At 73.3% G+C, this 23,261-nt stretch carries 19 protein-coding genes; 12 read left to right on the top strand and 7 right to left on the bottom strand.

The window, feature by feature from the left end; all coding sequences use genetic code 11:
- The first annotated feature begins 52 nt into the window (after positions 1-52).
- A complete protein-coding gene (locus CRYAR_RS18975; protein WP_035852615.1) occupies positions 53-1,210 on the top strand; it encodes an epoxide hydrolase family protein in 1,158 nt (385 codons plus the stop codon).
- Here the strand turns inward: CRYAR_RS18975 and CRYAR_RS43300 are convergent.
- Together CRYAR_RS43300 and CRYAR_RS18985 are read right to left on the bottom strand one after the other, a co-directional pair.
- Entirely contained in the window at positions 1,194-3,470 is a 2,277-nt protein-coding gene (locus CRYAR_RS43300; RefSeq protein WP_051570625.1) for a sensor histidine kinase, read from the bottom strand. The two genes, CRYAR_RS18975 and CRYAR_RS43300, sit on opposite strands and share 17 nt — an antisense overlap.
- A 132-nt stretch (positions 3,471-3,602) precedes the next feature.
- Positions 3,603-5,543, bottom strand: a complete 1,941-nt coding sequence (locus CRYAR_RS18985; RefSeq protein WP_035852617.1) for a potassium transporter Kup — start codon at positions 5,541-5,543, stop codon at positions 3,603-3,605.
- A gap of 266 nt (positions 5,544-5,809) precedes the next feature.
- Between CRYAR_RS18985 and CRYAR_RS18990 the strand changes: the two genes are divergently transcribed.
- From CRYAR_RS18990 to CRYAR_RS19010, 5 genes are all read left to right on the top strand, one after another.
- Positions 5,810-8,860, top strand: coding sequence for an AfsR/SARP family transcriptional regulator (locus CRYAR_RS18990; RefSeq protein ID WP_035852618.1), 3,051 nt, complete (start codon positions 5,810-5,812; stop codon positions 8,858-8,860).
- Positions 8,861-9,202: 342 nt separating this feature from the next.
- Positions 9,203-9,748, top strand: a complete 546-nt coding sequence (locus tag CRYAR_RS18995; RefSeq protein ID WP_035852619.1) for a MauE/DoxX family redox-associated membrane protein — start codon at positions 9,203-9,205, stop codon at positions 9,746-9,748.
- A gap of 1 nt (position 9,749) precedes the next feature.
- Positions 9,750-10,295, top strand: coding sequence for a TlpA family protein disulfide reductase (locus CRYAR_RS19000; protein ID WP_035852621.1), 546 nt, complete (start codon positions 9,750-9,752; stop codon positions 10,293-10,295).
- Positions 10,296-10,300: 5 nt separating this feature from the next.
- Positions 10,301-12,109, top strand: a complete 1,809-nt coding sequence (locus CRYAR_RS19005) for an ABC transporter ATP-binding protein (protein WP_035852622.1) — start codon at positions 10,301-10,303, stop codon at positions 12,107-12,109.
- Complete coding sequence (locus CRYAR_RS19010; RefSeq protein ID WP_035852623.1) at positions 12,106-12,546, top strand: S26 family signal peptidase; 441 nt, start codon at positions 12,106-12,108, stop codon at positions 12,544-12,546. Before CRYAR_RS19005 ends, CRYAR_RS19010 begins: the two co-directional genes overlap by 4 nt.
- Positions 12,547-12,558: 12 nt before the next feature.
- Here CRYAR_RS19010 and CRYAR_RS19015 read toward each other — a convergent pair whose 3' ends face one another.
- Genes CRYAR_RS19015 through CRYAR_RS19030 form a run of 4 tightly spaced genes read right to left on the bottom strand, consistent with a single transcriptional unit; the run spans position 12,559 to position 15,334 of the window.
- Positions 12,559-13,470 (bottom strand): hypothetical protein, encoded by a 912-nt coding sequence (locus CRYAR_RS19015; protein WP_035852624.1) that lies wholly within the window; start codon positions 13,468-13,470, stop codon positions 12,559-12,561.
- On the bottom strand, positions 13,467-14,024 hold the full coding sequence (locus tag CRYAR_RS19020) for a hypothetical protein (protein ID WP_157017890.1): 558 nt from the start codon (positions 14,022-14,024) through the stop codon (positions 13,467-13,469). Before CRYAR_RS19020 ends, CRYAR_RS19015 begins: the two co-directional genes overlap by 4 nt.
- A gap of 45 nt (positions 14,025-14,069) precedes the next feature.
- Positions 14,070-14,357 carry a helix-turn-helix transcriptional regulator gene (locus CRYAR_RS19025; RefSeq protein ID WP_035852626.1) on the bottom strand — a complete coding sequence of 96 codons (288 nt, stop codon included), beginning with the start codon at positions 14,355-14,357 and terminating at the stop codon, positions 14,070-14,072.
- A 38-nt stretch (positions 14,358-14,395) separates the two neighbouring features.
- Positions 14,396-15,334, bottom strand: coding sequence for a TerC family protein (locus CRYAR_RS19030; RefSeq protein WP_035852627.1), 939 nt, complete (start codon positions 15,332-15,334; stop codon positions 14,396-14,398).
- Between the two features lie 216 nt (positions 15,335-15,550).
- Between CRYAR_RS19030 and CRYAR_RS19035 the strand changes: the two genes are divergently transcribed.
- Together CRYAR_RS19035 and CRYAR_RS19040 are read left to right on the top strand one after the other, a co-directional pair.
- Positions 15,551-16,555: a molybdopterin-dependent oxidoreductase gene (locus tag CRYAR_RS19035; RefSeq protein ID WP_051570628.1), complete on the top strand. Its 1,005-nt coding sequence runs from the start codon at positions 15,551-15,553 to the stop codon at positions 16,553-16,555.
- Between the two features lie 32 nt (positions 16,556-16,587).
- Entirely contained in the window at positions 16,588-17,619 is a 1,032-nt protein-coding gene (locus tag CRYAR_RS19040) for an amidohydrolase family protein (protein WP_035852629.1), read from the top strand.
- Positions 17,620-17,626: 7 nt separating this feature from the next.
- Here the strand turns inward: CRYAR_RS19040 and CRYAR_RS19045 are convergent, their stop codons facing one another.
- Positions 17,627-18,154, bottom strand: coding sequence for a hypothetical protein (locus CRYAR_RS19045; RefSeq protein WP_035852630.1), 528 nt, complete (start codon positions 18,152-18,154; stop codon positions 17,627-17,629).
- A 205-nt stretch (positions 18,155-18,359) separates the two neighbouring features.
- Here CRYAR_RS19045 and CRYAR_RS19050 point away from each other — a divergent pair, with 205 nt between their 5' ends.
- The 4 genes from CRYAR_RS19050 (at position 18,360) to CRYAR_RS19065 (ending at position 23,253) form a co-directional block, all read left to right on the top strand.
- Positions 18,360-18,899, top strand: a complete 540-nt coding sequence (locus CRYAR_RS19050) for a hypothetical protein (RefSeq protein ID WP_035852631.1) — start codon at positions 18,360-18,362, stop codon at positions 18,897-18,899.
- A gap of 11 nt (positions 18,900-18,910) precedes the next feature.
- Positions 18,911-20,386, top strand: a complete 1,476-nt coding sequence (locus CRYAR_RS19055; RefSeq protein ID WP_084700698.1) for a flotillin family protein — start codon at positions 18,911-18,913, stop codon at positions 20,384-20,386.
- Positions 20,387-20,395: 9 nt separating this feature from the next.
- Positions 20,396-21,439 (top strand): CobW family GTP-binding protein, encoded by a 1,044-nt coding sequence (locus CRYAR_RS19060; protein ID WP_035852632.1) that lies wholly within the window; start codon positions 20,396-20,398, stop codon positions 21,437-21,439.
- Positions 21,440-21,687: 248 nt separating this feature from the next.
- A complete protein-coding gene (locus tag CRYAR_RS19065; protein ID WP_051570630.1) occupies positions 21,688-23,253 on the top strand; it encodes an ABC transporter substrate-binding protein in 1,566 nt (521 codons plus the stop codon).
- Positions 23,254-23,261 lie beyond the last annotated feature (8 nt).

Consider the following 23,261-nt stretch of genomic DNA (forward strand, 5'->3'; position numbering starts at 1 on the left):
CGCCCCTTGGGACCGTTGACGCAGAGCAACGAACCAGCGAGAGGTACGGGTCATGAGTGAGATCACGCCGTTCCGGATCGACATCCCGCAGGCCGCCGTCGACGATCTGACCGATCGGCTGCGCCGCACCCGGTGGGTGGAGGAGCTGCCCGAGCCGGAGGTGGTCGCCGGTGGTGCGGGCGTGCCGGCCCCACCCGGCTGGGAGTACGGGGTTCCGGGCGCCTACGTGCGCACGCTGGTCGAGCGGTGGAGCACGTCGTACGACTGGCGGGCCCAGGAGGCGGCCCTCAACGAGTTCCCGCAGTTCACCACCGAGATCGACGGGCAGCGCATCCACTTCGTCCACGTGCGGTCCGACCGCCCGGACGCGACCCCGCTGATCCTGACCCACGGGTGGCCCAACACGTTCGTCGAGTACCTGGACCTGGTCGGGCCGCTCACCGACCCGGCCGCGTACGGACACCCGGACGCGCCGGCGTTCCACGTGGTCGTGCCCTCGCTGCCCGGCTTCGCGTTCTCCGGCCCCACCCGTGAGCACGGCTGGAACGCCGGGCGCGTCGCCGCCGCCTGGTCCGAGCTGATGCGCCGCCTGGGCTACGACCGCTACGGCGCCCACGGCAACGACTGCGGGTCGATCGTCTCGCCGCTGCTCGGCGAGCTGGACCGCGCCCACGTCCTCGGGGTGCACGTCACGCAGATCTTCTCGTTCCCGCGCGGCGACGACGGCGAGTTCGACGGCCTCAGCGGCGAGGACTACGGGGCGTTGCAGTTCGGTCAGGCGTTCGCCGAGCACGCCGTCCACGACCGCGCGCAGCAGGCCCAGCCGCAGACCCTGGCCCACGCGCTCGCCGACTCACCGGCGGGGCAGCTCGCCTGGAGCGGGCAGCTCTTCGGCACCGACCTCTCACCGGACACGATCCTCACCAACGCCGCGCTGTACTGGTTCACCAACACCGCGGCCTCGGCCGGCCGGTTCTACTTCGAGAACCACCGGGCCGCGCAGGCCGACGCCGAGACGAAACCCACGTCGGTCCCGATCGGGGTCGCGGTGTTCGCCCGGGACTTCCGTGCCGTGCGCCGCTTCGCCGACCGCGACCACGCCAACATCGTCGCCTGGAACACCTACGACCGCGGCGGACACTGGGCCGCCCACGACGCGCCCGACCTGCTCGTCGACGACATCCGCCGGTTCTTCAGCTCGTTGCGCTGAGCGCCGATCGGCCGGACTCGCGGAGCAGCGCGTCGAGGGTGAACCGCTCGCCGGACCGGGCGACGGTCAGCTCGCCGCTGGTCTCCCGAGCCCGCGCCCGGAGGTTCGCCAGCCCGTGGCCCGGTGCCGCGGGCGGCGAACCGCGGGGGACGCCGTTGTGGGTGACGCCGTCGTTGGTCACCCGCAGCCGGATGCCGCCCGGCACCGGCCGGGTCTCGATCGTGCACGTCGTCGCGCGTGAGTGGCGCACGACGTTGGTGACGGCCTCACGCAACACGATCGCCAGCGGCCCCTCGATCGAGGGCCCGGGTGCGGCGTCGAGAGCGACGTCGACCCGGGCCCCGGCCGCGGTGAGCATCGAGCGGGCGCTGCGTACCTCGTCGGCGAACGACAGCCCGGCCGGCGGCGCGGTCACCGATCGCACCGAGTTCAGCGCCTCCTCGGCCAGCCGGCCCACCTCGGCGAGTTCGTCCCGCGCCTCGGCTCCGGCCGCCCGGCCGACGAGGTCGGCCTTGAGCGCGATCGCCGACAGCTGGAAGCCGAGCAGGTCGTGGGTGTCGCGGGCGATGCGCAGCCGCTCGCGCAGCGCCGCGAGCCGGGCCAGCTCCCGCTGCGACGCGACGACCTGCTCGGCCGCGACGGGCAGCCGGCACAGCGCGGCGACCGAGACCATCGCCAGCAGCGTCCACGGCACCAGGTACGGCAGATCGGCGGGGAAGTCGAAACCGGAGTTGCGGATCTCGGCGACCTCCGTGCCGACGATCAGCACCGCGGCGATCAGCCACGACACCGGCCGGCGCAGGTGGAACAGCACGACGCCGGCGACCGGCCCGGCGTACTGCGGCGCGGGCACGGCCGCACCCCCGACCGCCGTGATCGCGGCGACGAGCGCGATCTGCAGACCCAGCGTCCACCGCCACCACGGTGGTGCGTCCCCGCCCCGCGGCCGGACGTGGTGCAACTGCAACAGGCTCAGCGGGACGACGAGCGCGAGCACCGCCGCCAGCCGGAGCCCGGACAGCTGGGCGTGGTAGATCGGCTCCCAGGCGCCCCCGGCCCGGACGATCGTGGTGACGAGCAGGTCGAGCTCGAGCACGGCCATGATCGCCCACGCCAGCCACGGCTCACCGGCGACCGGCCGGGGCACGGGGGTCCGGAACGGACCGTGCGGAGTGACCGGCAGCTCCACCTCGACGTCACCGGGGCCGTCGACCCGCAACCGTCCACCGAGCCGCTCGACCGGCCCGGTCAGGTCGTCGAGCGCCGGCCGGCCGGGCTCGCCGCCGGTGCAGGCCACCCGCAGGCGGGCCGAACCGTCCAGCTCGATCCGGCAGCTCGACGGCGGCGCGCCGCTCAGCGCGCCGACCACCGTCCGGCGCAGGACCGCGCCCAGCAGCGTGTCGACCGGCTCGGGCAGGTCCGCCGGCACCGGCCCGGCGACGACCGGGACGCCGGCCGCCGTCAGCACGACCCTGGCCGCGTCGACCTCGCTGGCCAGCGAACGGTCCCGGTAGCCGTCGGCGACCTCGCGGACCTGGGCCAGCGCCTCCCGGGCCGTCGCGGCCGCCGCCCGGGCCGCGACCGCGGGGTCGCCGTCGTCGGCGCGTGCCCCGGCGATGACGGCCGCCAGCCGGCTGCCGACCGCCTCCTCGAGGTGCCGGGCGCCGCGCAGCCGCTCGCGGGTGACCGCCAGTGCGGCGCGCCCGGCCGAGGCCCGGTCGGCGTCACGGAGCAGCTGGCTGAGCCGGGCCACCCCGAACAGCAGCAGGCCGTTGGCGACGGCGACGATCGCCGCGTACGAGACCCGGCCGGGCACGATCGCGCCGCCGGCGTCGACCAGGCCCGGCTCGAGCGCGATCCGCACCGCCAGGTCGCTCGCCACCACCAGCGCGGCGAGCAGCCAGGACGGCCGGCCGGTGAACGTCAGCAGGACGGCGGCGACGATCACCGCCACCGGCGGGCTCCACCCCGCGTGCACGAGGGCGTACGGGCCGTAGGTCAGCCCGGCCAGCGTCAGCAGGAGCCCGGTCGCGACGGGCCGGGGCGGACGGCGGAAGGCGAGCAGCAGGTACACCACGCCGACGGCCACGACCGCGGTGACGGCCGTGGCGAACTCGACCCGATCGAGGTGCAGGTCGAAGGGGCCGACCGGCACGTAGTCGGTGACGCGGAGAAAGCAGTAGAGCGCCACGCACAGCACGAGCGGGACCGTGCTGAGCCGGTTCGGCGGTCTCGGCTGGCTCCGACGCTCGGTCTCCACGCCGGGCGATTATGCCGGGCGAGTCGAGCCCCGCTGCCCGGTCAGCAGTCGCGTCGCCGCGGCGGCGCCCCCGCCGGAGCCGAGACCTACCCCCAGGAGGTGGGGAGCTCCGCCGTCGTCGACGGCTGACCGTCAGACCTCGACGTGCGAGCCCATGATGACCGTGCGGTCGCGGGGCAGCCCGAAGTGTTCGGCGGCGTCGGCGGTGATGTACGAGGTGGCGATGAACAGCCGTTTGCGCCACCGGGCCATCGTCGGCTCCGTTCCGAGCCGGAGATCGATCTTGGACAGGAAGTACGACGCCCCGTCCACGTCCAGGGGCCGTTCGATCGCGTCCGGAGCGATCCGGCGGAGCGCGCCGAGGACGTCGGGCGTGTCGGCGTACCCGAACCGGGCGTGCACGAAGCTGATCCCGTCGTCGGTGTGGCCGAGGCTGTCGACCACGATCCGGTCCGCGGCCGGCACGCGCGGGACGGGCAGCGTCTCGATCGCCAGGATCAGGACGTGCTCGTGGCGGACGTGGTTGTGTTCGACGTTCGCGCGCAGGGCCAGCGGCGCGGTCGTCCGGCCGCGGTTGAGGAACACCGCGGTGCCCGGCACCCGGGTGATCGGTGGGGTCTCGCTGTGCATCGCCTCGATGAACTCGGTGAGCGAGCCTTCCTGCCGGTTGCGTTCCGCGGTGACGATCGCCCGGCCCCGCTGCCAGGTCGTCATGATCGTGAAGGCGGTGAGCGCGATGAGCAGCGGGAGCCACGCCCCGTGCACGAGCTTGGTCAGGTTGGCCGCGACGAACAGCGCGTCGACGAGCAGCAGCGTCGACCCGCCCGCGGCCAGCAGCCAGGTCGGCACCGACGTCCACTTCAGGTGGGCGACGTAGAAGAACAGCAGCGTCGTGATCGTGATCGTGCCGGTGACTGCCATGCCGAAGGCGTACGCGAGCGCGGCCGAACTGCGGAACGCGAACACCAACGTCAACACCGACGCCAGGAGCAGCCAGTTGATCCAGGGCACGTAGATCTGCCCGAAGGTGGTCGTCGAGGTGTGCGCGATCCGCAGCCGGGGCAGGTAGCCGAGCTCCGCGGCCTGCGCGGCGACGGAGTAGGCGCCGGTGATCACGGCCTGGGACGCGATCACCGTGGCCGCGGTGGCCAGCACGATCAGCGGCAGCCGGGCCCACTCCGGCGCGAGCAGGAAGAACGGCCCGCTGAGGTTGGCGGTGTCCTGCAGGATCAGCGCGCCCTGCCCGAAGTAGCTGAGCACGCACGCGGGCAGGACCAGGAACAGCCAGCCCCGGACGATCGCGCGGCGGCCGAAGTGGCCCATGTCGGCGTAGAGCGCCTCCGCTCCGGTGACGGCCAGCACGATCGCGGCGAGCGCGAAGAACGCGATCCCGAAGTGACCGGCGAGGAACCCGATCGCGTAGGTCGGTGACAGCGCCTCGAGGATGTCGGGGTGCCGGGCGATGCCGGTGATGCCGAGCGCGCCGATGGTGACGAACCAGAGGATCATCACCGGCCCGAAGAACCGGCCGACCGCGGCGGTACCCCGGCGCTGCACCAGGAACAGCACCACGATGATCACCGCGGTGATCGGCACGACCCACTCGTCGAACGACGGCTCGACGAGCTTGAGCCCTTCGACCGCGGAGAGCACCGAGATCGCCGGGGTGATCATGCTGTCGCCGAAGAACAACGCGGCGCCGAAGATGCCCAGCCCGGCCAGCACGGCCGAGGTACGCGCGGTCCGCGGGCCGCCGATGCGGCGCAGCAGCGTGATCAGCGCCATGATGCCGCCCTCGCCGTCGTTGTCGGCGCGCATCGCCAGCAGGACGTAGGTGACGGTCACGATGATCATCACCGACCAGAAGACCAGCGAGACGACCCCGAACACGTTGTTCGCGCTCACCGGCACGGGGTGCGGGTCGCTCGGGCTGAACACCGTCTGCAGGGTGTAGATCGGGCTCGTCCCGATGTCCCCGAACACCACCCCGAGCGCACCGACGACGACGCCGAGACGCACCACGTCGCGCCGACGTTTCGCCGGCGCGGGGGTCGGCTGCTCCTGCTCGTTCATGATGTCATCCGATGCTCACGCCGATGGCCTGCGCGAACAGTACGACGTGTGCACCGGCGGACCGCCTCGGGACACGGCGTGGGACGAGTTTCCGGGGTCACGACCACTCGGCGGGCCCTCCGGCCGCTGAAGCCCCGGAGACACGCCGTAGGCCCGGAACGCCGCGCGGAGGCCCCCACGACCGCGTGCTTCTCGCCCCTCGCGGCCGCACTGGCGCGGGTACTGGATGCTGGCGGGGTTGTCGGTCCGATGCGGAGGGTGGGCGGATGATCCTGCGGTGCCGCTGCCTGGGTTCGCTGGAGGTGCACGGCGGTGACCAGTGGCGTCCGGTCCGCGGCGCCAGGGCCCGGGCCCTGCTCGCCGTCCTGGTCCGGCACCGCGGTGAGCACGTCCCGGCCCGGCGGCTGGCCGACGAGGTCTGGGACGGCCGCCCGCCCGCGTCGGCGGGCACGCTGATCCGCGGGTACGTGTCCGCGCTGCGCCGGGCGTTCGGCGCCGACGGCGCGCGGGTCATCGTCGGCTCCGGCGGTGGCTACCGGCTCGACCTCCCGCCGGACGCGGTCGACGTCGACCTCTTCGACGCACTCTGCGCCCAGGGTGGGACCGCGCTGCGACGCGGTGACCCGGAGGGCGCCGCGCTGCTGCTCGCCGACGCGCTCGCCCTGCACCGGGGTCCGGCCTGCGCCGACGTTCCCCGCACGCGGACGCTCACCGCGTTCGCCGAGGGCGTCGAGGAGCGCCGGCTCGTCGCGGTCGAGGCGCGGATCGAGGCCGAGCTCGCGTGCTCCCGCCACACCGAGGTGCTCGGCGAGCTGCGTCGCCTGGTGACCGAGCACCCGAACCGGGAGCGGCTGCTGGCGCAGTGGATGCGCGCGCTGCACGCGGCCGGCCGCCGGGCGGAGGCGCTCGACGTCTACCTGGCCGCCCACAAGCGCCTCGTCGAGCAGCGGGGCATCGACCCCGGGCCGGAGCTGCGCGCGGCGCACCGGACGATCCTCGCGGCCGAGGACGCCCCCCGTCCGCAGGCCCGGCCCGGCCGCGGGGGAACCGGCTGGTCCCCGCCCTCGCAGGCCCCGGCCGGTATCGCCGACTTCACCGGCCGCGACGCCGAGCTGGCCCGCTGCCTGGCGGTGCTCACCGAGCCCGGGGCGCGGGCGCTGCGCGTGGTGGCGATCTCCGGGCGGGCCGGCGTCGGCAAGAGCGCGCTGGCCGTCACGCTCACCCACGGCCTGCGCGCGTGGTACCCGGACGGTCAGCTCTACGCGGACCTGACCGGGGAGACCCACCGCGCGGTGGAGCCGGCCGACGTGCTCGCGATGTTCCTGCGCGCGGTCGGGGTGCCGGGCTCCGCGGTGCCCGAGCGCACCGACGAGCGGGCCGCGCTCCTGCGCAGCATCGTCGCCGATCGCCGGGTGCTCGTCGTGCTGGAGAACGCACCCGACGAACGCCGGATCCGCGCGCTGCTGCCCGGCGGGGCCGGCTGCGCGGTGCTGGTCACCAGCCGGGGCCGCCTGTCCGCGCTGGAAGGCGCGCACTTCGTCGAGCTCGACGTGTTCACGCCGGAGGAGGCGCTGACCCTGCTGGAACGGGTGGTCGGCGCCGACCGGGTCCACGAGCGGATCGACGCCGCGCGGCGGCTGCTCGACCTGTGCGGCCGGCTCCCGCTGGCCGTGCGCATCATGGCGGCCCGGATCGCCAGCGCCCCGCGGACGCCGCTGGAGTGGTTCGCCGAGCGGCTGGCCGACGAGCGGCGGCGGCTGGACGAGCTGCGCCTGCACGACCTCGACGTCCGCGCCGGTATCGGGGCCGGGTACGCGTTGCTGAGCAGCAGGCAGCGACGTGTCCTGCGGCGGCTGGCCGTCCTCGACGTCACCGCGTTCCCGGCCTGGGTGGTCGCGCTCGTCGCCGACGTCGACGAGCGCGCCGCCGACGAGGCGCTCGACGCACTGGTCGGCCACCGGCTCCTGGACGCGGCCGGTCCGGACGACGGCGGCCGGCCCCGGTACCGGTTCCACGGCCTGGTCCGGCTGTTCGCCCGCGAGCGGGCCGCGGCCGACCCCGACCTGGACCCGGCCGCGGTGCTGGAGTGCGCGGTACGGGGGTGGCGCGCGCTCGCCGAGCAGGCGACCACCCGGCTGCCGGCGCGCACGCTGGCCCCGATCCCGTCCCCGGCCCGGCCAGGGCCGGTCACCGACGAGGCGATCCGCGAGCCGTTCGCCTGGTTCGACGCCGAGCGCGAGTCGATCGCGGAACTCGTCGGGCAGAGCGTCGAGCTCGGCCGGGCCGACCTGGCGTGGCCGCTGGCCGCGGCCGCGCACCCCTACTACGAGCTGCGCGACTACTCCGAGGAGGGCAGCCGGGTCCACCGGTCGGCGCTGGACGCGTGCCGGGCCGCCGGGGACTCGCTGGGGGAGGCGGTGATGAGCCGCAACCTCGCCGATCTCTACATCTCGAAACCCGGGTCGGACATCAGCGAGAAGCTCGCTCACGCCGAGCGCGCGCTGGAGCTGTTCCGCGCGGCCGGGCACGCGCCGGGCGAGGCCGACGCCGGTTACCTCGCCGCCACCGTCCACCGCGTGCTCGGCGCGACCGACCAGGTCGAGGCGTGCCTGGACGCGAGCCTGGCGGTGGCCGGCTCGGTCGGCTACCGCCTCGGCGAGGTCCACGTCTGGCAGCTGCGCGGCATCCTCCGGCGTCAGCAGGGACGGCAGGCCGACGCGATCGCGGCGGCCGGGCGGGCGCTCACGGTCGCCCGCGAGCTCGGCAGCTCCCGTGACGTGAGCGTCCTGCTCGGCCTGATCGGCCTGGCCCACCGTGACCGCGGCGAACCGGGGCCGGCCGAGGCGGCGCTGGCCGAGGCGGTGACGATCGCCGAGGAGACCGGCGACCCGGTCCAGCTCGCGTTCCTCTGCGCCCACCTCGGTGGTCTCTACGTCGAGTCCGGCGATCCCCGCGCGCAGCGGCTGCTCGACCGCGGCCTCGCGCTCAGCACCGGCAGCCGGTCGGAGTTCGGCGAGGCGATGGCGCTCGACGGGTTGGGCCGGCTGGCGTTGCGTTCCGGTGCGCCCCGCCGGGCGGTCGCGCACTTCACCGACGCGGTCGCCCTGCACCGGCGGGCGGGCAACCTGCAGGCCGAGGCGAAGGCGCTCGCCGGGCTCGCGTCGGCCTGGCTGGGCGCCGGTGACCCGGTCGCGGCCCGCGACACCGGGCTGACCGCCCGGGCGCTCTTCCGGCGGCTCGGCAACGAGACCGAGGCCGGGCTGCTGTCCGTCGTGATCGGACCGCAGCCGCGTGCAGATTCAGTAGAGAACGCGTAAAGAACGTCGCTGACCTGCGGTTTCATCCGTTGATCGGGCTCGTGCGCCGAACCTACGATCGAGCCACCGCAGGCACCGACGATCAAGGGGAGTGCACACATGACCCGTCTGGCCGATCGATTACTGTCCCTCATCGCGCCGTCGACCACCGCGTCGGCGGCGATGCAGACCCAGTGTTTCTCCTGCTCCACCACCCGCGCCAAGCTGTGCCGGCGGGACTGCATCCAGGGCGTGTGTGAGCCGTGGGGCTGCGGGAGCTGCGGCAGCTGCTGACGTGATCGGCCCGCCCACCGCGGTCCGCGGTGGGCGGGCCGCCCGTTCCGGAACGCGAAAGGCCCGGCCGTGCGCTATCTCGTCCTCGTCGCCGCGGCGACGCTCTGGGTGGTCTTCGCCGTCTCCGCCGTGAGCAAACTGCGCGGCCGGGCGGCCTACGCGGCGTTCGTGGCCTCCACCGGCCGCCTGCTGCCGTCCCGGTTCGGGGCGGCCCGCCCCGTGGCGCTCCTCGTGCTCGCCGCCGAGCTCGCCGTCGTCGGCACGCTCCCGGTCGTGCCGGTGGCCGGCCTGGGCGTCGGCGCGGTGCTGCTCGGCGCGTTCGGCGTCGCGATCCTCGCCGCGACGCGCCGCGGGGTGACCGCGCCGTGCCGGTGCTTCGGCGCCTCGGCCCGCCCGTTGGGCGCCGCGCAGGCCGTCCGCAACGGTCTGCTCGCCGTGCTCGCGGCCGGTGGGGCCGCCGCGGCGGTCGCGGTGGGTGACCCCCTGGCCGGGGCGCACCCGGCCGGCGTGGCGATCGCCCTCTTCGGCGCGCTGGTGCTCGCCGTCCTCACGATCTCCTTCGACGACGTCGCCGACCTCCTCACGACCGGCTCCGTAGCAGTGGATAGGACCTGACATGCCGTATCTCGTCGTCGCCGTCGTCGCCGTCGGCCTCCTGGGCCTGGTCAACCTGATGCTGTTGACCGCGGTGCTCAAACGACTGCGGGCGCAGCCGGCCGAGGGCCACCGCAGCGCGTTCGAGCAGCCGATGCCGCCGGTCGGGACCGTCGTCGACGACTTCGCGGTGGCCGACGTCGACGGCGGCACCTGGTCCAAGGACTCGCTCACCGGTGACACGCTCGTAGGCTTCTTCAGCCCCGGCTGCCCGGCCTGCGAGGACCTGCTGCCGGAGTTCGTCGAGTACGCGGCCGGTTTCCCCGGCGGCCCGGACCGGGTCGTCGCCGTGGTGGAGGCGATTCCCGACGACGCCGGGCGTTACGTGTCGCTGCTCGCGCCGGTGGCCCGGGTCGTCACCGACCCGCCGGGACGCACGGTCGTCGTCCCCGCGTTCGCGGCCCGCGCGTTCCCGGGCGTCGTGATCGTGGACGCCACCGGCCGGGTCACGGTCAGCGGCGGGGACGTCACCGCGCTCCCGGCTCCGGCTCCCGCGCCGGCGCATTGACCGGCATGCGGGCCGCGGCCGGGATGGCCGCGGGGATCGCCTGGCGGTCCGCGCGGCGCCCGGTCGTACTGCTGACGCTCGTCGCGCTGGTCGGCGCCGCGGCCCCGGTCGGCGCGGCCTGGGCCACCCGCGGCACGATCGACCGGGTCGCGACCTCCGCGCCGCTGGGCGAGCTGGTCGCGGTGGCCGTCGCGCTGGCGGTGGCCGGGATCGCGACCGCGACGCTGCCGCAGCTCGAGCAGTACCTGCAAGCCGAGGTGGCGCGGGCGACGAACCTGGCCGGCGCGGAGCGGCTGCACTCCGCCGTCGGCGGCTTCGTCGGCCTGGGCCGCTTCGAGGACCCGCGCTTCCTCGACCGGCTCCAGCTGGCCGGTGAGGGGGAACGGGCCGCCGGCGCGATCGTGGGGAGCGGCCTGGCCTCGGCGCGGTCGCTGCTGGCCCTCGGGGGGTTCGTCGGGTCGCTGCTGGTGCTGAGCCCGGCCATGACGCTCGTCGTGCTGGTCGCGGCCGTCCCCACGCTCGTCGCGGAGTTCCGGCTCTCCCGCGCCCGGGCCGACATGACATTCGACATCAGCCCGGTCGAGCGGCGCGAGCTGTTCTACCGGAACCTGCTGACCAGCAGCGACGCGGCGAAGGAGATCCGGCTCTTCGGCATCGCGGCGTTCCTGCGCACCCGGATGCTGACCGAGCGCCGCACCGCCGACGACGCCCGGCGCCGGATCGACCGCCGGGATCTGGTCACCCAGGGCGGGCTGGCGCTGTTCGGCGCGCTCGTCGCGGGCGGCGGCCTGGTGTGGGCCGTACGCGCCGCGCGGCAGGGCACCCTGTCGATCGGGGACGTGTCGCTGTTCCTGCTGGCGATCGCCGGTGTGCAGGGCGCGCTGGCCGGAGCGATCAGCCAGCTGGCCCAGCTCCACCACCAGCTGCTGATGTTCGGTCACTTCCGCGCCGTGGTGACCGCCGAGTCCGACCTGCCGGTCGCGCCGCACCCCACCCCGGTGCGGGCGCTGACCCGCGGGATCGAGCTGCGCGACGTCTGGTTCCGCTACGGCCCGGACGCGCCGTGGGCGCTGCGCGGCGTCACGCTGACGATCCCGCAGGGCCGGGCGACCGCGCTGGCCGGACGGAACGGGTCGGGCAAGAGCACGCTGATCAAGCTGCTCTGCCGGTTCTACGACCCGGACCGCGGCACGATCCGCTGGGACGGGGTCGACCTCCGTGAGCTCGACCCGGCCGCACTGCGGGAGCGGATCACCGCGGTGTTCCAGGACTTCGTGGAGTACGACCTCACCGCGGCCGAGAACATCGGCCTCGGCGACCTGGCCGGCCTGGCCGACGAGGGGCGGATCCGGGCGGCGGCCCGGCGCGCCGGCGTCGACGCGGAACTGGCCGGTCTGCCCGCCGGGTACCGCACGCTGCTCTCCCGGATGTTCTTCACCGAAGCCGACCGGGAGGACCCGTCGACCGGTGTCGTGCTCTCGGGCGGGCAGTGGCAGCGGGTCGCGGTGGCCCGCGCGTTCCTGCGTGACCGCCGTGACCTGATGATCCTCGACGAGCCGTCGGCCGGCCTCGACGCCGAGGCGGAGTACCGGATCCACGCCGGGCTGCGCGAACACCGGGCCGGCCGGACCAGCCTGCTGATCTCGCACCGGATGGGCTCCCTCCGCGACGCCGACCGCATCCTCGTCCTCGACGGCGGCGAGCTGGCCGAAGAGGGCACGCACGCCCAGCTGCTCGCGGCCGACGGGGTCTACGCGCGGCTGTTCCGGCTGCAGGCCGCCGGGTACGCCGACGAGCCGGTGGCGGCACCGTGACGATCGCCGCGGCGGTGCTGCTCGCCGTCGTGCTGCTGGTCGGTGCGGGGGTCGGCGTCGTCCGGCGGACGCTGGCGGTGGTGACGGTCAAGGGCGTCAGCATGGAGCCCACCTACCACCGGGGTGACCGGTTGCTCGTGCGCCGGGCCGGCGTCGGCGGGCTGGAAGTCGGGCAGGTGATCGTGGTGGCCGCCGGCCGCCCGGTGGGGACGCCGCCGCTGGACAGCCCGCTGTGGATGGTCAAGCGGCTGGTCGCGCTCCCGGGCGACCCGGTGCCGCGCAGCGACACGTTCCACGTGCGCGCGGCGGCGGACGACGTCACGCCGCCGGGCTGCCTGGTGGTCGCGGCCGACAACCCCGACGGGGTCGACTCGCGCCAGCTCGGCTACTTCGCCGGCGAGAACCTGCTCGGCGTGGTCGTCCGCCACCTGGCCTAGGCGGGTCGCGCCTCACCGGACCGGCACGACTCCGGCTTGCGGCGGCGGTCCGGCGCGGGCCCCCGGAGGCCGCGAGAGTTCGAACCGCACGGCCGGTCGATCGCGCAAGACGTAGACGCGGTCAGCGGCCTGGCCCGTCGCCCCGGTCAGCACGTACCGATCGGCGGTGTAGTGCAGGAGCCGCAGGCCGTGGTAGCGGAAGCGGTAGGCTCCCGACGGCACCGTCGACGGTTCGATGCCGGTGAGATTCAGCGCCGTCGTGCTGTAGACGGTGACGTCCGGAACGGGTTTCAGCCCGGCGGAGATCAGGCCGGCGTCCCCTTCGCCCCAGGCCCGGGCCAGCCGCTCGGTGTCCCAGAACAGGGCGAGGGCCAGCAGCGCCAGGACGCAGCCGCGAATTCCCTTGTCGAGTTCCCGCCGACTCAGCCTCCCGACGAGCAGCCCGCCGTACAGGACGCTCAGGCACGTCGCGGTGAGGGTCACCGGAACGGCCGCCGGCCGGAGAGCCGGAACGGCGAGGAACCCGCCGCACATCCCGAGCCAGACCGGCCAGGACCAGGTCAACGCGGTGCCGAACCATATCGTCCGCTCGCGCCACCGGCTCGACCGCGTCGCGCGTCGGAGGACCGCGCGGTGCACGGCGAATCCGGCGATGGCCGCGAGAATCGTCGTCAAGAGCGGGTAGAACAGCACGGCGATGCTGCGGACGACGTAACTCTGGTCAGTGAGACCGACGATAGTGGCGTCGTAGCCGAGTGCCTGCGCCTGGGTGGAGACCCGGACCCACCCGAAGTAGTAGAGCAACGCGGTGATCAGGGCGACGGGCGAGACGACCGCCAGCGTGGTCCGCAGCGCGGCGGCCGGCGACGTCGGAACGGAGGACGAGTCTGCTGAGGTGCGTGACCTCGCTCGCCGCGTACTCATTCGGGCCCGCGGCGGAGGCGGTGTTCGACCACGAGGGTCTCGAGCACCTGGTACGCCGGGAGCTGTGCCGCCGTCAGCGATGCGCGATCGACCGTCGCATAGCGCTGCTCGGCGGTCGCCCAGTACTCCGGGCGACCGTGGAAGTTGGCGAGGCCGGCCGCGGCCAGACCCGTGTAGATGTCGTCGGTGCCGTCGGCGCGAGGCGGGCCGCCCGGCGCGGGCGACCCGTGATGAGGGGCCCGCACAACTGCTTCGGCGCTGCGGCGGAACTGGTCGGTCCGGAACGCCTGGTCGACTTCTTCGCGACCGTGCCCACTCCACGGTCCGAACCGGTCGACGATCGTACGGATACGCAGCCAACCGGACAGAGACGGCGACGGCCTCGGCGCCGGGCGCCGGCCCTGCGTCGCGGCCGCGCCGCTCGACGACTGGTCCCGGACGTAGGCCGTCGCCGAGGTCGCTGACGTCGCTCCCCACAGCATGAGGCTTCCCGTCAGTGCACACAGCAGAGCCAGGACCAGCGGCCGGTGAGGTCTCGTCGCACTGATCGTCATGCGCAGCAGTATGGGGCCAAAGGTCGGATATGGCCCTGATTGCGGTCAGGACGTCGTCGGTGGGTCGCGCAGGATGTCGAGGAGTTCGCCGATCAGGTGCTGCTGTTCCAGCGGGTGGCGCAGTGGCAGCGACGGGTCGAGCTTGTAGCGGTTGCGCCGGCCGTCGCGGGTGGTGGTGAGGTATCCGGCCCGGGCCAGGTCGGCGACGATGCGCTGGGCCGCGCGTTCGGTGATGCCGACCTGGCCGGCGAGGTCACGGAAGCGGACGCCGGGGTCGCGGGCGATGCACAGCAGGACGTGCGCGTGGTTGGTGAGGAACGTCCACTCAGGCATGACCTTCCCCGGCTGACCGCTGATGTCCGTGGGTGAGCTTACTGCGGTCCGACCGTCGGGTCGGCGCGCCGGGTCGCGACGAGGCTGGCGACGATCGAGGCGCCGATCGTCAGCACGATCACGCCGAGCGTCACCGGGATCGGCAGCTTGCCGACCGGGGTCTCGGACAGGATGAGCTTGACGCCGGCGAACGCCAGGAGCAGCGCGAGCCCGTAGTGCAGATGCACGAACCGACGGAGCAGTCCGGCGAGGCAGAAGTACAGGCTGCGCAGCCCGAGGATCGCGAACGCGTTGGCGGTCCAGACGATGAACGCGCTCGTCGTGATGGCCAGGATGGTCGCGACCGAGTCGATCGCGAAGATCAGGTCCGACGCCTCGACCGCGATGAGCACGACGAAGAGCATCGTGGCCACGCGCTTGCCGTCGACCCGGGTGAAGAAACGGTCACCGTGGTAGCGGGCGTCGGTCGGCACGACACGGCGCACCAGGCGGACGACCGGGTTGCGGTCGGGCGGGGTCTGCTCGCCGTGGCGGAACGCCATCGTGTAGCCGGTCCAGACCAGGAACGCGCCGAATGCGTACGCGGTCCAGAAGAACGTCTCGAGCAGCTCCGCGCCGATGAAGATGAACCCCAGCCGGAACGCCAGCGCGCCGATGACGCCCCAGAACAGCACCTTGTGCTGCACGGTCTCCGGCACGGAGAAGAACGTGAAGATCAACGCGAAGACGAAGACGTTGTCGATCGACAGCGCCTTCTCGATCAGGTAACCGGCGTAGTAGGTGCCGGCGACCTCGCCGCCCTGCCACGACCACAGCACGGCGCCGAATGCGATCCCCGCAGCGATCCAGATACCGGACCAGATCACGGCCTCGCGGAAGCTGACGACGTGATTGTCGCGGTGCAGGAACAAGTCGACGGCGAGCATCGCCGCCACCGCGGTCATCACCGCGACCCACGCCCACCAGGGAACTGTCATCTCGGGGAGCCCTTTCGACCGGCTGACCGGCGCGGCCGGTCAGCGATGTGGTCGACGGTCTCCCCGGGCCGCCGGCTGCGGCGGCTGGCTCACCGGGGCCCGGATCGGCCGGGCCCGTAGTGACGGCGAACGCGTGGTGCCTCGGGTACTCCCCATCTACGAAACAGAATACACGACAAAATTGTCGTGCGTGCGAGGCGAGCTAGCGTTCGGCGCATGCGCGTGAGTTTCCGGGCCCGGCAGGGCGGGCGGCGGGTGGACCTCGTCCTCGGCCTGCTGCTCGTCGCGGGTGTGCTCACCGGGCTGGGCGCCAACACGATCGGGGTGGACTGGCCGCTCGACCTCATCCAGCTGCACGCGGCCGGTGCGCTCGCGATCCTGCTGCTGGCGCCGTGGAAGTCGGTGGTGATCCGCCGCGGCCTGCGCAACCCGCGGCAGCGGCGCCCGGTCAAGGCGCTCTCGCTGGTCCTGCTCGTCCTGGTGCTGGTCACGATCGGGAGCGGTCTGCTGCACTCGACCGGCCGGGTCGAGTACGTCGGTCCGCTGACGCTGATGCAGATCCACGTCGGGGCCGCGATCGGCGCGGTGGCCGCGGTGGTGGCGCACTTCCTCGGCCACTGGGTGCGCCCGCGCCGCACCGACGCCGACCGCCGGGCGCTGCTGCGGCTGGCCGTCCTCGGCGCCGGTGCGGCCGTGGCCACCACGGCCTGGGACACCTGGGCGGCGACCGGCCGGCGCTTCACCGGCTCGGTGCCGAAGCCGGCGCTCGAGGTCACGTCGTGGATCAACGACGGCATCCAGCGCGTCGACGCCGGGCAGTGGCGCCTGCGTGTCGGGACCACCACGTTCGACCTGGACGAGGTGCTCGCGCTGCCGCACGAGCGGTTCACCGCGGTCCTGGACTGCACCAGCGGGTGGTACAGCCGCCAGGTGTGGGACGGCGTGCGGCTGAGCGCGCTGCTGCGTGCCGCGGACGTCGAGCCCGGGCGGAGCGTCGAGGTGCGTTCGGTGACCGGCTTCGCCCGCTGGTTCGGCGCCGGAACGCTCGACGACGTCTGGCTGGTGACCGCGGTCGGCGGACGGCCGCTCAGCCCCGGCCACGGGTTCCCGGCCCGGATCGCGGCGCCGGGTCGGCGCGGGTTCTGGTGGGTGAAGTGGGTGGCGTCGGTCGAGCCGTCGAGCCGGCCGCCGTGGGCCCAGTCGGTGTTCCCGCTGAGCTAGATTGTCACCGACGTCGTTCGCAGGGGGCGCCGGTGATCATCGACTGCCACGGTCACTACACGACCGCCCCCGCGGCGCACACCTCCTGGCGGGAGGCGCAGCACGCGGCCTTCGGCACCGGTCGCCGTCCACCTCCGTACCCCACGATCACCGACGACGAGATCCGCGACTCGATCGAGGGCAGCCAGTTACGCCTGATGGCCGAACGCGGGATCGACCTGACGCTGTTCTCGCCGCGGGCCTCGGCGATGGGCCACCACGTCGGCGACGAGACGGTCAGCACGGGCTGGGCCCGGGTCAGCAACGACCTGATCGCGCGGGTCGTCGCCCTGTACCCGGAGCGTTTCGCCGGCGTGGCCCAGCTGCCCCAGTCGCCGGGCGTGCCGATCGTGAACTCGGTGGCCGAGCTGCGCCGCTGCGTGCTGGAGCTGGGTTTCGTGGGCTGCAACCTCAACCCCGATCCGAGCGGCGGCCACTGGACCTCGCCGCCGCTGACCGACCGCAGCTGGTACCCGTTCTACGAGGCCATGGTCGAGCTGGACGTGCCGGCGATGGTGCACGTGTCGGCGGTGACCAACCCGAACTTCCACGCCACCGGGTCGCACTACCTCAACGCCGACACCACGGCGTTCATGCAGTTCCTCACCAGCGACCTGTTCACGGACCTGCCGGGCCTGCGGTTCGTCGTCCCGCACGGCGGGGGAGCGGTGCCGTACCACTGGGGACGCTTCCGCGGCCTCGCCGACATGCTCGGCCGGCCGGCCCCGGCGGAGTCGGTGCTGGGCAACGTCTTCTTCGACACCTGCGTCTACCACCAGCCGGGCATCGACCTGCTGTTCGGCGTCATCGACGTGCCCAACATCCTGTTCGGCTCCGAGGCGGTCGGCGCGGTGCGCGGCATCGACCGGGAGACCGGCCGGTACTTCGACGACACCCGCCGGTACGTGGACGCGGTGCCGCTCACCGAGCACGACCGCCGGCTGGTCTACGAGGGCAACGCGCGGCGGGTCTACCCCCGCCTCGACGCCGCCCTGCGCGCCCGGCCGGTACCGGAACTCGACTGACCCCGGGTCAGTACACGGTGCCGGAGGCCCAGATCGCCCGGCCGAAGGTGCCGTTCTGGTAGCAGTACATCACGAAGTTCGAGTCCGACTGCAGGGCGAGCACGGTCCGGTTGTCCGACGGGCAGGTGGAGTTCGGCGACGAGTTCCAGTACACCTGGCCGGTGCGGTCGTCGCGCACGATCATCGGGTTGAAGCGCCCGTTGCCGTGGAAGTCCATCCGGTTGGCCCGGGTGCCGTGGGTGCCGGTGGACCACGCGGCCCGGCCGGTGCGCTGGTTGTAGATGACCAGGTTCCCGTCGGTCTGCATGGTGAGCCGGGAGTTGCCGAAATACCAGCTGTTGCCGGTGGTCAGCCACTGATCGGCGTCGCACACGTGCAGGGAGACGCCCTTGTACGTCGTGTTCCAGCACTGCCCGAGCCCGATCGCGGCGGCCGGGCTCACCCACGCGGCCACCGCGAACAGCGCACCGAGCACCACCGCCGCGGACAGCCTCGTGATCCGTGGTTTCTTCCCGGTCGACGAAAACCTGGACATGGCACCTCGCCCTCGCTGGGCCGCCGGTCGGCGGACGTTCCGGGAGAGTGTAGGAGTGCCTGTCGAGTGTGGAGCTTCGTAGCATCCCACGCGGTCCGGCGCCCGGTCCATGCCGCACCGGTGCGGCATGGACGCGGGCCCGCCCCCGCGGCGCACACTCGTCCACAGGGGAGCTGTTCACACTCGGCAGAGGCGGTGCGTCGGCGTGCACGAGGCCGGGCTCGGAGACGGTGCCACCGCGGTGTACGTGCTGATCGGCGCGTGCGGTGCCGGGCTGCTGCTGCTCGGGCTGGTGGGCGCGGGCCTGCTCGGCCTGGTGTCGACCGGCGTGGGCGGCGCGTCCGGTCCGACCGTCGCCGCGTTCGTCGGCATGTTCGGGTTCGCGGCGGCCGGTGCGAGCCTGCTGCTCGACGCCCGCGGACCCGGCGCGGTGGCCGCGGCCGGAGCGATCGGCGTGGCCGCCGCCGGGCCCACCGCGGCCCTGGTGATCCGGGCGTCGCGGTGGGCCCGGGACATCCCGACCGACCCGACGCCCGGGCGCGCCGACCTGGTCGGAGCGATCGGTGTGGTGGTCACCCCGATCGCGCCGCCGGGCTACGGCGAGGTGCGGGTGCGGGTGGGTGGGCAGCCGGTGAAACTGCACGCCCGCGCGGACGAGGCGCTGCCGCTCGGCGCGGACGTCTTCGTCGTCGAGGCGACCAGCCACGCCAGCGTCGTCGTCGAACCACTCCTGTCCCTGAGCTGAAGGAGGGCTCCATGGAGCTGCTGATCGTCACCGCCGGCGGCGTGCTCGTCGTCTACCTCCTCGTCCTGCTGGTGCTCTCCCGCATCAAGGTCGCCGGACCGAACGAGGCGTTCATCATCACCGGGCGACGCGGACGCTCGGTGACCGACTCGCAGGGCAGCCGCTTCACCGACCTGTCGGGCCAGAAGGTCGTGATGGGCGCCTCCGTGTTCGTGCTCCCGGTCGTCCAGCGCAAACAGTCGCTGGACCTCTCCAGCCGGCGGATCTCCGTCGACATCCAGGGCGCGGTGAGCAAGCACGGGATCCGGGCGAACCTGCACGGGGTCGCGATCGTCAAGGTCGGCGGCACCGAGGACGCGGTGCGGGCCGCCGCCCAGCGCTTCCTGCACCAGCAGAAGGAGATCGACGAGTTCACCCGGGAGGTCCTGGCCGGGTCGCTGCGGGCGATCGTCGGCCGGCTCACGATCGAGGAGATCATCGGTGACCGGGTCGCGTTCGCCAGCGCGGTCGCCGAGGAGGCCGAACACTCGATGACCAACCAGGGCCTGGTGCTCGACACGTTCCAGGTGCAGGACATCTCCACCGAGGGCACGTACCTGCAGGACCTGGGCCGCCCGGAGGCCGCCAGGGTCCTCAAGGACGCGGCCGTCGCCGAGGCGACCGCGACCCAGGCGTCCGAGCAGGCGCGGCTGCTCGCCGAGGAGGCCATCGCCACCGCCGAACGCGACCTCGATCTGAAGAAGGCGCTGATCCGCGCGGAGGTGGAGGCCGCGCAGGCGCGCTCGGCGGCGGCCGGGCCGCTCGCCCGGGCCGAGCGGGAGCAGGTGGTCATCGCCGAACAGCAGAAGGTCGCCGAGCGGCAGGCCGAGCTCACCCAGCGTCAGCTCGACGTCGACGTGCGCCGGCCGGCCGACGCGGAGCGGTACCGGGTCGAGCAGGCCGCCGAGGCGGCGCGGAGTGCGGACGTGCTCGCGGCCGACGCCCGGCGGCAGGCCACGATCGCCGCGGCGCAGGCCGACGCCGAGCAGGCCCGGCTCACCGGTGAGGGCGAACGGGCCCGCCGGTCCGCGCTGGCCGAGGCGGCCGAGCGGGAAGGGCAGGCCGAGGGGGCCGCCGCGCTCGCCCGCGGCCGGGGCGACGCCGAGGCGATGCGCCTGAAGGCCGACGCGTTCGCGCGGTACGGGGAGGCGGCCGTGCTCGATCTGCTGGCTCGGGTGCTGCCGCAGGTGGTGGAGGCGGCCAGCCGCCCGATCGGCGCGATCGACAAGCTGACGGTGATCTCCACCGACGGTGCGTCGTCGCTGACCCGGTCGGTGGCCGGCAACGTCGCGCAGGGCCTCCAGCTGGGCACCGACCTCACCGGGGTGGACCTGGCACGCCTGCTCGGCCGCTTCAAGCAGGCCACCGACGAGACACCCCCGGCCCCGGCCCCGGCCCCGGCCCCGGCCCCGGCCGCGGTCCGGCCGTCGGCGGACGGGCTCGGCTAGATTCGCAGGATGCGAGGTGGAGGGCGGGTCCCGGTCGTCGCGTTGACCGGTTTCCTCGGGGCCGGCAAGACCAGCCTGCTCAACCACCTGTTGCGCCGGCCGGGCGCGCGGCTCGGGGTCGTCGTCAACGACTTCGGGGCACTGAACGTCGACGCGGCGCTGGTGACCGGTCAGATCGACGACGCCGCGGCGATCTCCGGCGGATGCGTGTGCTGCCTGCCCGATGCCGGGGGCCTCGACGACGCGCTCCGCCGCCTCGCGCAGCCCCGCCTCCGCCTCGACGCGATCCTGGTGGAGGCCAGCGGCGCGGCCGACCCGATCGCGGTGGCCCGCCTGATCGGCTTCAGCGGCGCCAAGGGCATCCGGCCGGGTGGCCTGGTCGAGGTGATCGACGCGGTCGAGCACTTCCGCACCGTGGACCGCTGGCCGGAGCCCCCCGCGCGGTACGGGGCGGCGACGCTCGTCGTCGTCAACAAGGCCGACCGGCTGCCCGGCGACGACCGCGAGGCGGTGCTCGCCCGCATCCGGGAGCGGGTGCGGCGGCGTCACCCGCAGGTGCCGATCGTCACCGCCCGGTACGGCCGGATCGACCCGGCGCTGGTATTCGACACCGCCGCCGACGAGGACCCGGCCGACCAGCTCCCGATCGCCCGCCTCATCCGCGAGCAGGACGCGGGCCGGGCCGGGCACGACCAGGACCACGACCACGACCACGCCAGGGCGGCATCGGTGCGGCTGGACCGGCCGGTGTCGCCGACCGCGCTGATCGACCTGCTCGAGGCCCCACCCACCGGCGCCTACCGGCTCAAGGGCCGGGTGCGGGTACACGGTTCCCGCGCCGAGCAGGGCTTCGCGGTCGACGTCGTCGGGTCGCTGATCCACGTCGCCCCGCTGCCGGAGCCACCGCCGGTCGGCGAACTCGTCGCGATCGGGATGGAGCTGGATCCGGCGGGCGCGCAGCAGCGTCTGGACGCGGTCGCGGCCACTCCCGCGGAACGGCCCGACACCCCCGGCCTCCGGCGCCTGCGTCGCTACCGCCGCTTGACTTCCTGACGTCGGAGCCCCGTGTTCTCCGGGCGGGGTTGCAGAATCCATAACGCTCGTTCGGCTTCGTGCTGCGCCGTCGGTCCCTAATTGACCCGATATTCGCTGCTCAGCCTCGCACTCATTGCCGTGGACCGTCGATGGCGCCAGCAGGATTCATCGGAGAACGTGTGACAGTTATCTTGTCGTGTGACACCACATGTATTACGTTCGCCTGACCCGGTCCCCGGACCCAACCCCCAGGTCTTGGAGAATCAATGCCGACTCTTCACCGCTCGAGATTGTTGGCGGCGTCGGTGGCCAGCGCGATGGCGCTGACGCTGGCCGCATGCACGACCTCCGGTTCGTCGTCGACGAGCGGCGGCAACACCTCGGAGCTCAACCTGCAGTTCACGGGCGTACCCATCAGCCTCAACCCGGCGCTGGCCGGTGCCGGTGGCTCCACCGTCTACACCGCGCTCGCCTACGACTCGCTGATCCACCTGAGCAACGAGGGCAAGCTGGAGCCGGACCTCGCGGAATCCTGGAAGTACGTCGGCACCGGCAACAAGGTCTTCGAGCTCACGCTCCGCGAGGGCGTCAAGTTCGCCAGCGGCAAGCCGCTGACCGCCGAGGCCGCGGTCGCGTCGATGCAGTACTTCCTCAAGGCCGGCGGCCCGCTGACCCCGTCGGCCGGCGCGGTCGACAAGGTGGAGGCCACCGGGCCGCGCACGGTCCAGGTCACCTACAAGTCTCCGAACCCGGACGCGGCCGGCACCATGGACCAGTACCACGGCATCGGGGTGCTGATCGGCCCGGACGGTGTGGCCAACCCGCAGAGCCTGCTCACCAAGAGCGACGGCACCGGGGCCTACGTCTACGACAACGCGACGTCGGTGGCCGGCAGCCGCTACAGCTACACGAAGAACCCGGCCTACTTCAACCCGAAGGCCCAGCGGTTCTCCAAGGTCTCGGTGCGGGTCATCGGTGACCCGCAGGCCGTGCTCTCCGCGGTGACGACCGGCCAGGTGGACTACGCGACCGGCAGCCCGGCGACCGCGGACGCGGCCAAGTCGGCCGGCCTGAACATCGTCAAGGCGCCGTTCTTCAACTGGGAACTGGTGCTCGGCGACACCGAGGGCACGATCAGCAAGCCGCTGGCCGACCCGCGGGTGCGGCAGGCGATCGGGTACGCGATCAACCGCGACGCGCTCTCCAAGGCGTTCGGCGCCGACTTCACCAAGCCCAGCACGCAGCAGCTCATCGAAGGCGCCGACGGCTACGACGAGAGCATCGGCTACACCTTCGACCTGCAGAAGGCCAAGTCGTTGATGGCCGAGGCCGGGTACGCGAAGGGCTTCCCGCTCACCGTGCTGACCGAATCGATCCTCGACCGGAACACCACCTACTCGCAGGCGGTGGCCGACGCGCTCAAGGCCATCGGGATCACCGTGACGCTCAAGGTCATCTCGACGACCGTCCCGGCGTTCATCGGGGAGGCCACGAGCAAGAAGTACGCGGCCTCGATCTGGCCCAGCGCCGGGCCGAACATGTTCCAGAACTACAGCCAGGTCTCCGGCGGGCTGTTCAACCCGTTCGGGCACAAGGACGCCCAGCTCGACGGCATCATGCAGCGCGCGTCGGCGGCCGAGGGCTCCGAGCGCACCGGGCTCTACCAGCAGGCCTCCAAGCGCTTCCAGGAGCTGGCCTGGCTGATCCCGCTGATCGCCACCGAGAACGTGTACTACAGCAGCGCGAAGCTGGAGGGCATCTCGGCCTCGGTCGGCAACCCGAACCCGATGCCGGTCGGGCCGACGCCCGAGCTCGCCTGGCGAAAGGGCTGAGGATCTCC

The organism is Cryptosporangium arvum DSM 44712, assembly GCF_000585375.1.
GTDB classification, from domain to species: Bacteria; Actinomycetota; Actinomycetes; order Mycobacteriales; family Cryptosporangiaceae; genus Cryptosporangium; species Cryptosporangium arvum.

Coding starts and splice junctions, on each gene's coding strand:
- CRYAR_RS19045 (WP_035852630.1), bottom strand. CDS start 18,154: ATGTCCAGGTTTTCGTCGACCGGGAAGAAACCACGGATCACGAGGCTG.
- CRYAR_RS19005 (WP_035852622.1), top strand. CDS start 10,301: ATGCGGGCCGCGGCCGGGATGGCCGCGGGGATCGCCTGGCGGTCCGCG.
- CRYAR_RS19035 (WP_051570628.1), top strand. CDS start 15,551: ATGCGCGTGAGTTTCCGGGCCCGGCAGGGCGGGCGGCGGGTGGACCTC.
- CRYAR_RS19065 (WP_051570630.1), top strand. CDS start 21,688: ATGCCGACTCTTCACCGCTCGAGATTGTTGGCGGCGTCGGTGGCCAGC.
- CRYAR_RS18985 (WP_035852617.1), bottom strand. CDS start 5,543: ATGAACGAGCAGGAGCAGCCGACCCCCGCGCCGGCGAAACGTCGGCGC.
- CRYAR_RS18975 (WP_035852615.1), top strand. CDS start 53: ATGAGTGAGATCACGCCGTTCCGGATCGACATCCCGCAGGCCGCCGTC.
- CRYAR_RS19025 (WP_035852626.1), bottom strand. CDS start 14,357: ATGCCTGAGTGGACGTTCCTCACCAACCACGCGCACGTCCTGCTGTGC.
- CRYAR_RS19060 (WP_035852632.1), top strand. CDS start 20,396: ATGCGAGGTGGAGGGCGGGTCCCGGTCGTCGCGTTGACCGGTTTCCTC.
- CRYAR_RS19055 (WP_084700698.1), top strand. CDS start 18,911: ATGGAGCTGCTGATCGTCACCGCCGGCGGCGTGCTCGTCGTCTACCTC.
- CRYAR_RS19030 (WP_035852627.1), bottom strand. CDS start 15,334: ATGACAGTTCCCTGGTGGGCGTGGGTCGCGGTGATGACCGCGGTGGCG.
- CRYAR_RS19000 (WP_035852621.1), top strand. CDS start 9,750: ATGCCGTATCTCGTCGTCGCCGTCGTCGCCGTCGGCCTCCTGGGCCTG.
- CRYAR_RS18990 (WP_035852618.1), top strand. CDS start 5,810: ATGATCCTGCGGTGCCGCTGCCTGGGTTCGCTGGAGGTGCACGGCGGT.
- CRYAR_RS19015 (WP_035852624.1), bottom strand. CDS start 13,470: ATGAGTACGCGGCGAGCGAGGTCACGCACCTCAGCAGACTCGTCCTCC.
- CRYAR_RS19020 (WP_157017890.1), bottom strand. CDS start 14,024: ATGACGATCAGTGCGACGAGACCTCACCGGCCGCTGGTCCTGGCTCTG.